Source organism: Maricaulis sp., assembly GCF_015665295.1.
In the GTDB taxonomy this organism is placed as follows: domain Bacteria; phylum Pseudomonadota; class Alphaproteobacteria; order Caulobacterales; family Maricaulaceae; genus Maricaulis.
The window spans coordinates 109,380-117,005 of sequence record NZ_JADFAJ010000012.1 but is presented as its reverse complement, the minus strand read 5'-3'; the positions used below and the strand labels follow the sequence as shown (position 1 = coordinate 117,005).

The 7,626-nt window shown below is 63.2% G+C and carries 8 protein-coding genes; 2 read left to right on the top strand and 6 right to left on the bottom strand.

From position 1 onward, the window contains the following. Together QZZ02_RS06300 and QZZ02_RS06295 are read right to left on the bottom strand one after the other, a co-directional pair. Positions 1-727 (bottom strand): alpha-ketoacid dehydrogenase subunit beta (locus tag QZZ02_RS06300; protein WP_291843116.1); only part of this gene is annotated, 727 nt, incomplete at its 3' end. Positions 728-731: 4 nt separating this feature from the next. After that, positions 732-1,961, bottom strand: coding sequence for a thiamine pyrophosphate-dependent enzyme (locus QZZ02_RS06295; protein WP_291843114.1), 1,230 nt, complete (start codon positions 1,959-1,961; stop codon positions 732-734). A gap of 184 nt (positions 1,962-2,145) precedes the next feature. On the opposite strand from QZZ02_RS06295, the gene QZZ02_RS06290 reads away from it, so the two are divergent. Then, a complete protein-coding gene (locus tag QZZ02_RS06290) occupies positions 2,146-2,625 on the top strand; it encodes an Lrp/AsnC family transcriptional regulator (protein WP_291843113.1) in 480 nt (159 codons plus the stop codon). Positions 2,626-2,708: 83 nt separating this feature from the next. Here the strand turns inward: QZZ02_RS06290 and QZZ02_RS06285 are convergent, their stop codons facing one another. Together QZZ02_RS06285 and QZZ02_RS06280 are read right to left on the bottom strand one after the other, a co-directional pair. Beyond that, positions 2,709-3,374: a hypothetical protein gene (locus tag QZZ02_RS06285; protein ID WP_291843112.1), complete on the bottom strand. Its 666-nt coding sequence runs from the start codon at positions 3,372-3,374 to the stop codon at positions 2,709-2,711. Positions 3,375-3,447: 73 nt separating this feature from the next. Next, positions 3,448-4,635 carry an acetyl-CoA C-acyltransferase gene (locus QZZ02_RS06280; RefSeq protein ID WP_291843111.1) on the bottom strand — a complete coding sequence of 396 codons (1,188 nt, stop codon included), beginning with the start codon at positions 4,633-4,635 and terminating at the stop codon, positions 3,448-3,450. A gap of 126 nt (positions 4,636-4,761) precedes the next feature. On the opposite strand from QZZ02_RS06280, the gene QZZ02_RS06275 reads away from it, so the two are divergent. Further along, positions 4,762-5,184, top strand: a complete 423-nt coding sequence (locus QZZ02_RS06275) for a CPBP family glutamic-type intramembrane protease (RefSeq protein WP_291843110.1) — start codon at positions 4,762-4,764, stop codon at positions 5,182-5,184. Here QZZ02_RS06275 and QZZ02_RS06270 read toward each other — a convergent pair. Together QZZ02_RS06270 and QZZ02_RS06265 are read right to left on the bottom strand one after the other, a co-directional pair. Then, positions 5,174-5,929: a hypothetical protein gene (locus QZZ02_RS06270; protein WP_291843109.1), complete on the bottom strand. Its 756-nt coding sequence runs from the start codon at positions 5,927-5,929 to the stop codon at positions 5,174-5,176. The two genes, QZZ02_RS06275 and QZZ02_RS06270, sit on opposite strands and share 11 nt — an antisense overlap. 38 nt (positions 5,930-5,967) lie before the next feature. Beyond that, entirely contained in the window at positions 5,968-7,425 is a 1,458-nt protein-coding gene (locus tag QZZ02_RS06265) for a hypothetical protein (RefSeq protein ID WP_291843108.1), read from the bottom strand. Positions 7,426-7,626: the final 201 nt, after the last annotated feature.

The following is a 7,626-nucleotide window of genomic DNA, read 5'->3' as shown; positions in this document are numbered from 1 at the left end:
CGATACCGGCCTTCTCGGCCGCCGCCTGGGCGACCAGGACGAGTGTACCATAGGTGATGATGGTCAGGGCCGAGCCTTCGCGGACGACTTCTGCCTTGCCGATCGGCAGGGAATAATGACCTTCCGGCACCTCGCCCTTGGGATGATTGCCCCAGGAGGCCAGCGCGCCGCCGGAATGACCTTCGAAGGGGCCGTTGTACAGGCGTTTCGGCTCGAAGAAGATGACCGGATCGGGGCTTTCAATGGCGGCGATCAGCAGGCCCTTGGCGTCATAGGGATTGGACGGCATGACGACCTGGATGCCCGGCACCTGGGTGAAAAAGGCTTCCGGGCTCATCGAGTGGGTCTGACCGCCGCGGATACCACCGCCACACGGGGTGCGGACCACGACCGGGGCCGTGAACTGGCCGGCCGAGCGATAGCGCAGGCGCGACATTTCCGAAACGATCTGGTCGATGGCCGGGAAAATATAATCGGAGAACTGGATCTCGGCGACGGGCTTCAATCCCTTGGCCGCCATGCCGATCGCCATGCCCATGATCGCCGCCTCGTTGATCGGCGCGTCAAAGGAGCGGTCGAGACCATATTTCGCCTGCAGGTTCGCCGTGACCCGGAAAACGCCGCCGAAATAGCCGGCATCCTCGCCGAAGCTGATCACGTCGGGATCGCGTTCCATCATGGTGTCCAGGGCCGAGTTGAGGGCCTGGATCATGTTCATCTTGGCCATGATCTTAAACTCCCAGGTCCTGGCGCTGGCGACGCAGGCGCCAGTCCGGTTCGGCATAAACATCCTCGAACATGGAATTGACCGGCGAGAGCGGCCCGTCATGCAGCGTGCCATGGCTTTCCGCTTCCTTGTAGGAAGCTATGACCATCTCGTTCAGCTCTTTCTCGAGCACGGCATGACGTGCCTCATCCCATTCACCGAGCCCGATCAGATGTTGTTTGAGACGCTCGATGGGATCGCCCAGCGGCCAGATCTCATTTTCGCCCTTGGGACGATAGCCGGACGGGTCGTCCGAGGTGGAATGCGCGTCGGCGCGATAGGTGAAATGCTCGATCACCGTGGCGCCATGACCTTCACGGGCCCGCTTGGCGGCCCATTGCGTGGCGGCATAGACGGCGAGGAAATCATTGCCGTCGATCCGCAGCGAGGCGACGCCATAGCCCAGGCCCTTGAAGGCAAAGGTCGGCGCCTCGCCTGCGGCGATGCCCTGGAAGGTCGAGATGGCCCACTGGTTGTTGACGACATTGACGATGACCGGCGCCCGATAGGTCGAGGCCAGCACCATGGCGCCGTGAAAATCGCCTTCTGCGGTCGAACCATCGCCGATCCAGGTCGCGGCGATCTCGCCATCACCGCGATACTCGCACGCCATGGCATAGCCGACGGCCTGCGGCAGCTGGGTCGCGAGATTGCCCGAGATCGAAAAGAACTTGCCTTCGGCCCAGGTGTAGTGGACCGGCAATTGGCGGCCCTTGAGATTGTCGCGGCTGTTGGAAATGCAGTGGCACATCATCTCGACGATGTCGCGGCCGCGGGCGAACAGGATGCCCTGCTGGCGATAGGACGGGAAAACCATGTCGTCCTTGCTCATCGCCATGGCACCGGCCACCGCCACCGCCTCTTCCCCGGTCGACTTCATGTAGAAGCTCATCTTGCCCTGGCGCTGCAGCTTCAGCATGCGGTCGTCATAGACCCGGGTCAGCACCATGTGGCGCAGGCCCTCGCGCAGAACATCCGCATCCAGCTTGGGATCCCACTCGCCGACCGCCTGGTGGTTGTGGTCGAGCACCCGGACCAGGCCCAGGGCCAGCGCCTGGGTCTCCATGCCGTGCACCGACGGGTCGGGCCGCGTGGCCTCGCCGGCCGGCGGGATGACAATGTGGGAAAAATCAGGCGTATCGCCGGGCCGCACGTGCGGCGCGGGAACGTGGAAGCGGGGTTCAGTGTGTGCCATGGGCTCTCGCTGAAAACATCGGCAAAACGTGCCATTTGGGGGGTGACCGCATGATGCGGACACGCGACGGGCGTCTAGCGCGGATGGGCGGGTCTTGTCCAGCTTAGCAATGCGGTGCCATTTCGGGGTTCGCAAGTGCGGAAAGTTGAATTAATTTCCTGCGAAATGATGATTTGAGGAAATAATGACCGTCACCCTGGACACGATTGATGTACGCATTCTTGAAGCCCTGCAGGCAGATGCGGGCCGATCCGTCGCCGATATCGCCGAAATCGTCGGCCTGACCCCCTCGCCGTGCTGGCGCCGGATCCGGCGTCTGGAGACCGAGGGCATCATCAAACGGCGCTCGATCCAGCTCGACCGGCGCATGATCGGCTTGATGTTCACGGCCTATCTGGAAGTGAAGATCCAGCCGGCCCGCAAGGCCAATTACGAGAAGTTCGAAAAGGCGGTCCAGACCTTCCCGGAAATCACCGAGGCCTGCACCATGACCGGCCCCTATGATTACCTGCTGAAGATCGTCACGCCTGACATCGATGCCTATAACGAGTTCATGCAGGAAAAGATGATCCCGCTGGATGTGGTCGGCGACTTCCGCACCTCGGTCCAGATCCGCAATGTCAAGGAAGGGCGCGGCCTGCCGCTCGGGCATATCGACGGCTGAGACCGGCACCCGGTTTTCGCCAGTGCAGCATGCGGGGCGGCGAGCTTGAGACCCGTCCAGACGGGACCGGGATTGCCTTGCCGCTATTGCGAATAACGTGCGGCCACATAGTCGTACACCCTATAGGCAAGGCCATTGATTTCTTTGTGTTTTTTCTTCGCCTCACCGGACACACCCTCAAAGCGGACGGCTCGATTCAGATGGGGTAGCTGGCTCTCATCGAACGGCTTGGACAAGCGCGCCGCGATGCGACGCATGGATTCCGGCAAGGCCTCCAGGATCCCGACTTCGATGAAACTGGATTCAATTACATCCTTGTAATTCGCTTCTGTCATCTCAACGGGAAAGTAATTGAGCATGCCGACCGGGCCGCTGATCAGGAACTCTTCCAGTGTGCCCTGGGGGCGACGGTCCGGAGCCAGCTTGTCGCCGAGACTTTTCAGATAATGGTAAGCCGAAATGCGGGTTTCCAGCGGATCGCGGAGAATGGTGATGAACTGCGTCGCCTCCGGATAGTATTGCTCGATGCCAAAACCGCGCAAACGATTGAAATGCCCATAAACCACCGGCATCGAGCCATCCGCGCACCGCTGCGAAAGGTCCCGGCGCGGTGGCATGCCGGTCTTCGGCGAAAAATAGTGACTGAAACGGTGCGGGTACCAGGAATCAACCACCTGCCGGACCGAGACACCGCCTGTCTTCGGAACATGGATGAAGATCAACGGCTTGTCAGGATCATATTCCCGCATGTCCGCTCCTGGCTCGTTGGCCTACCCGGCCATCCGCGCTCGACTGGCCGCCAGGCCAGTCGAGCGCCGGGGTCTAGAAGCGTTCCACAGCCACGGCTGTGGCTTCGCCGCCGCCAATGCACAGCGAGGCGACGCCCTTGGTCTTGCCGTGCTTTTCCAGCGCGGCGAGCAGGGTGACCAGGATGCGGGCACCGGAGGCGCCGATCGGATGGCCCAGGGCACAGGCGCCGCCATTGACGTTGACGATGTCGTGGGAAATGCCCAGCTCCTTCATCGCGATCATCGGCACGACGGCGAAGGCCTCGTTGATTTCCCACAGGTCGACATCACCGATCTGCCAGCCGGCGCGCTCGACGACCTTGCGCATGGCGGGAACCGGGGCGGTGGTGAAATAGGCCGGCTCATGGGCGTGGGCCGCCGTGGCAATGATCCGGGCGATCGGCTTGAGGCCGCGACGCTCGGCTTCGGACAGGCGCATCAGGATCAGCGCCGCAGCCCCGTCCGAGATGGCCGAGGCGTTGGCGGCCGTGACCGTACCGTCCTTGCCGAAGGCCGGACGCAGGGAAGGGATTTTCTCCGGCATCGCCTTGCGCGGCAGCTCGTCCGTGTCGACGACCGTTTCGCCCTTGCGGCCCTTGATGGTGACCGGGGTGATCTCGCGCTTGAAATCACCGTCCCTGGTGGCGCGCTGGGCGCGGGCGAGGGTTTCCAGTGCGTAGGCGTCCTGCTGCTCGCGGGTGAACTGGTGCTCTTCCGCGATCATGTCGGCAAACACGCCCATCGGCTTGAACTCATAGGCGTCTTCGAGACCATCCTGGGCCATGTGGTCCTTGATGGTGTCGTGACCGTATTTGAATCCGGCACGATGCGTCGGCAGCATGTGCGGGGCGTTGGTCATGGATTCCATGCCACCGGCGATGATGATGTCGGCATCGCCCGCCGCGATCGCGGCACGGCCCATGATGGCAGCCTGCATGCCCGAGCCGCACATCTTGTTGAGTGTGGTCGCCTCGACGGATTTCGGCAGGCCGGCCTTGATCGCCGCCTGGCGGCCCGGCGCCTGACCCTGGCCAGCCATGAGCACATTGCCCATCAGGACCTGGTCGATATCGTCGCCGGCAATGCCGGCTTCTTCCATCGCCGCCTTGACGGCAATGGCGCCAAGCTCATTGGCAGACAGCGGTGCAAGTTCGCCAAGCAGGCCACCCATCGGGGTGCGGGCCATGCCGACGATGACGATGGGATCGTCCACAGCACTCATTTGATCTCTCCTCTGGGATTATTCTGGCTTAGTCTGGCGCGCATGATCGAATTATGCGGCACAGCGTCAAGTTTTTTCGCAGATGCAAAACGCGCGGTCCGGACTGTTCCGCGATGGGCCGATTGGGTGCAAACCCTTGCAGTCCTTACCGGATTCATCATTATCACGGTCGCAATCAACAAAGTTGAACCAACTGTCAACTTTGCAGTGACCGGCACTCCGGCAAGCCTGTTAGCGATAGCAGCAGTCGCAATTCTGGTCCCGGCCCTGGCCGAGGAGCTGGCGTTTCGGGTTATTCTCGGGGGCCGCCAGGGCCACGTCCGGGCGGCACTCGCGATCCTGGCCTTCATACTCTGGCATCCGCTGCAAGTCTGGCTCGGACTGCCGATGGCACAGCCGGTTTTTCTCGAAGCGGGCTTCCTTTCGACCGTGGCCGCGCTCGGCCTTGCCTGCACACTCGCCTACAGGCTGAGCGGCTCGATCTGGCCGCCCGTGGTGCTGCACTGGCTGGTTGTGATCGGGTGGAAAGGGCTGACCGTCACAGCCTGACACCAATGCGCCCCTGGTGGCGGCAAGCCGCCTCGGCGCCGAGTTCGCAGGCCCGGGCGAACAACTCCCCAGCCCGGCGTGCATCGCGGCGCATGGTCTGGGCGCCATCGCGGCCGCGCTCGAACATCAGGGCGAGCTGGTAGCACGCCATCGCATCATCGGCGGCACAGACTGCTTCACAGTCTTCCTGCTTGCGCATCCGGCCCGGGCGATTGCCATAACAGGCCTGGCGCTGCGCCTCGAGCGGGTCACGACCGAGCGAGGCCAGGATATCGGCCTGCCGCGCACAGCCATCATTGAAGCCGCGCTCGCAGGAGCGCCGCGCCAGGGCAAGCGCCTCGAGCCGCTCGGCCTCGCTGCCATCCTCGAGAAAGCCGGCCGCCTGCCAGCAGGCCATCGAGCTCCCGTTCGCGCAGCCATCACGGACAATGGGCAGATAGCGGTCGCGATCATAGCGGACATCATCATAGGGATTGGGCTCGTTGATGCGCTCGAACAGCCAGCACGCCCCGTCCGAGCCGAGGCTGCAGCCGCGCAGCATCAGACTGACCGCCTCATCGGTCAGCCAGAAAGCCCGGTCCTCGCGCTGCATCAGCCCGTGGGCGTAGCTGCAGGCAAAGCCATCCCCCGCCTCGCAGCGCTCCAGAAAAGGCGCCGGATCCGGCGAGACAGGCTGGGCCGACGCCGGTGCGGACACCAGGGCAAGGCTTGAGAACAGACAGAAAAGGGCGGTCAGGACGCGCATCGCACCAGACTAGGCGGCCTTGATTCTGCCGTCCAGCATCAGCGCGCTGCGAGGAAGACCGGCGCGCAGCGCGCGTCGCCGCAGGCCTCGAAGCGGACATAGGCCTCATCCATGCCGAAAGTCGCCGCCTCGATGCCGTATCGACCCAGGCGCTGCACGATCTCGGCATTCGATGGCCGCATGTCCAGCCAGTCATAAACCTGCGAGGCCAGGCCGTCCGTCAGCCCGTCAAACCGGTCCATGAAAGTCTCGAACGTATAGCCATCGCCGGCATTGGCCTGCAGATCGCGCAAGACGGCGCCGAACCGGTCCGGATCCGTGCGCGACAATTCGGCATCAATGAACAGGGCCGCCAGACCGCCGCCGCCATAAATCAGGTGCCAGTTCGCCGGCTTGTCCTGCCCGGCCGCGGCAATCGAGACCTCCGGGCTGAGCGTTCGGGCGAGATTGAAGCGGCGGATCAGGTTGGCAAGGCGCTGCTCCGTCATCGCCTCGTCCAGAATGCCCGCCTGGCTCGCCATCTTGATTGTCAGATAGTCCGTGAACCCTTCATTGACCCATTCGAGCTCCGGCACATTACGGCCCTGCGCACGGCCGAGCTGGTTCCACAAATGCATCACTTCATGGGCAAGCGTGTGGGACCAGTTGATCTCGTCTGCGCGATTGAGCGGCACGGCGATGCGCATGGCAAAACTGTCGTAGAAGGCGCCACCGTCCGACATCGTGTCCGCCATGAAGAAGACGGAAAAGGCATTGCCGGGAGCCTGGCCCCAGAAATCGCGGTAGTGCTGCGGCAGTATCGCCATGACGCGCTCGACCTGCGGCGTGATCGCGCCCAGTCGTTTATCCATGAGCCAGGTCAGGTTGAGGCCACCCACCTGAACCGTTCGGGCCGCATCCTCACCCATCGCAAACAGGTTCTGCCCCAGCGACCAACTGTCGGCGATGCGGTACACACCATTTTCCACCGGCCAGGGAGCGGTCACTTGCCAGGCGTCAGGCAGGTCGAACTGCACGTCGACCGCGCAACGCGGCATAGCCCAATCCAGCAGGAAAAAGGCATGGCCTGCGAAGACATAGCTATCGTCGAAATGATCGCCGACCTCATCCTTGCCCGGCCCGTCCGCGCCCCAGTCGACCTCACCATGGTCGGCCAGAATGGTGTAGCTCAGGCGGACCGCGCCCTGTCCGTCGATTTCCCAGCCGCCCTCGCCGACATAGGCAATCTCCACCGGCTGGCCATTGGCATCAAAAGCCGACAGGTCACGAACCGACTCGGCCTGGCCTTCCGGCCGGTCGGACAGCGGGAAAAACGCCAGGTCCCAGCGGTTTGAGGGCACCGCATGCTCGACCGCTACGCCGAACCTGTCTTCACCGAGATAGGTCACGACATAGCTCGCAACCGGGTCCGGCCCGCATTCGGCAACCGATTGCGCCCAGGCGCTCCCACCGGCGGCACTCATGACCGCGCCCGCGATCAACCACAATGTCTTCATGTCACCCTCCAGGCGCTTCGCGTGCCCGGATGCACGACGCAGCGAGTCAAATTCGCCCGATGGGAGGCACCAAACCGGACAAGTTGGCGGGCTTCAACTAAATCATCTTTCAGGTCGGGCCGGCCGCAATCCGGCCGAATCCGCATCGGCACCGGTAGCGCCACGACGTTTTCGCCTGGCGGTTCGGGCAGAGAGGGGAAC

Bases quoted from the DNA above. Each gene is read 5' to 3' on its own strand.
- QZZ02_RS06295 (WP_291843114.1), bottom strand. From the start codon at position 1,961: ATGGCACACACTGAACCCCGCTTCCACGTTCCCGCGCCGCACGTGCGG.
- QZZ02_RS06290 (WP_291843113.1), top strand. From the start codon at position 2,146: ATGACCGTCACCCTGGACACGATTGATGTACGCATTCTTGAAGCCCTG.
- QZZ02_RS06285 (WP_291843112.1), bottom strand. From the start codon at position 3,374: ATGCGGGAATATGATCCTGACAAGCCGTTGATCTTCATCCATGTTCCG.
- QZZ02_RS06280 (WP_291843111.1), bottom strand. From the start codon at position 4,635: ATGAGTGCTGTGGACGATCCCATCGTCATCGTCGGCATGGCCCGCACC.
- QZZ02_RS06270 (WP_291843109.1), bottom strand. From the start codon at position 5,929: ATGCGCGTCCTGACCGCCCTTTTCTGTCTGTTCTCAAGCCTTGCCCTG.
- QZZ02_RS06265 (WP_291843108.1), bottom strand. From the start codon at position 7,425: ATGAAGACATTGTGGTTGATCGCGGGCGCGGTCATGAGTGCCGCCGGT.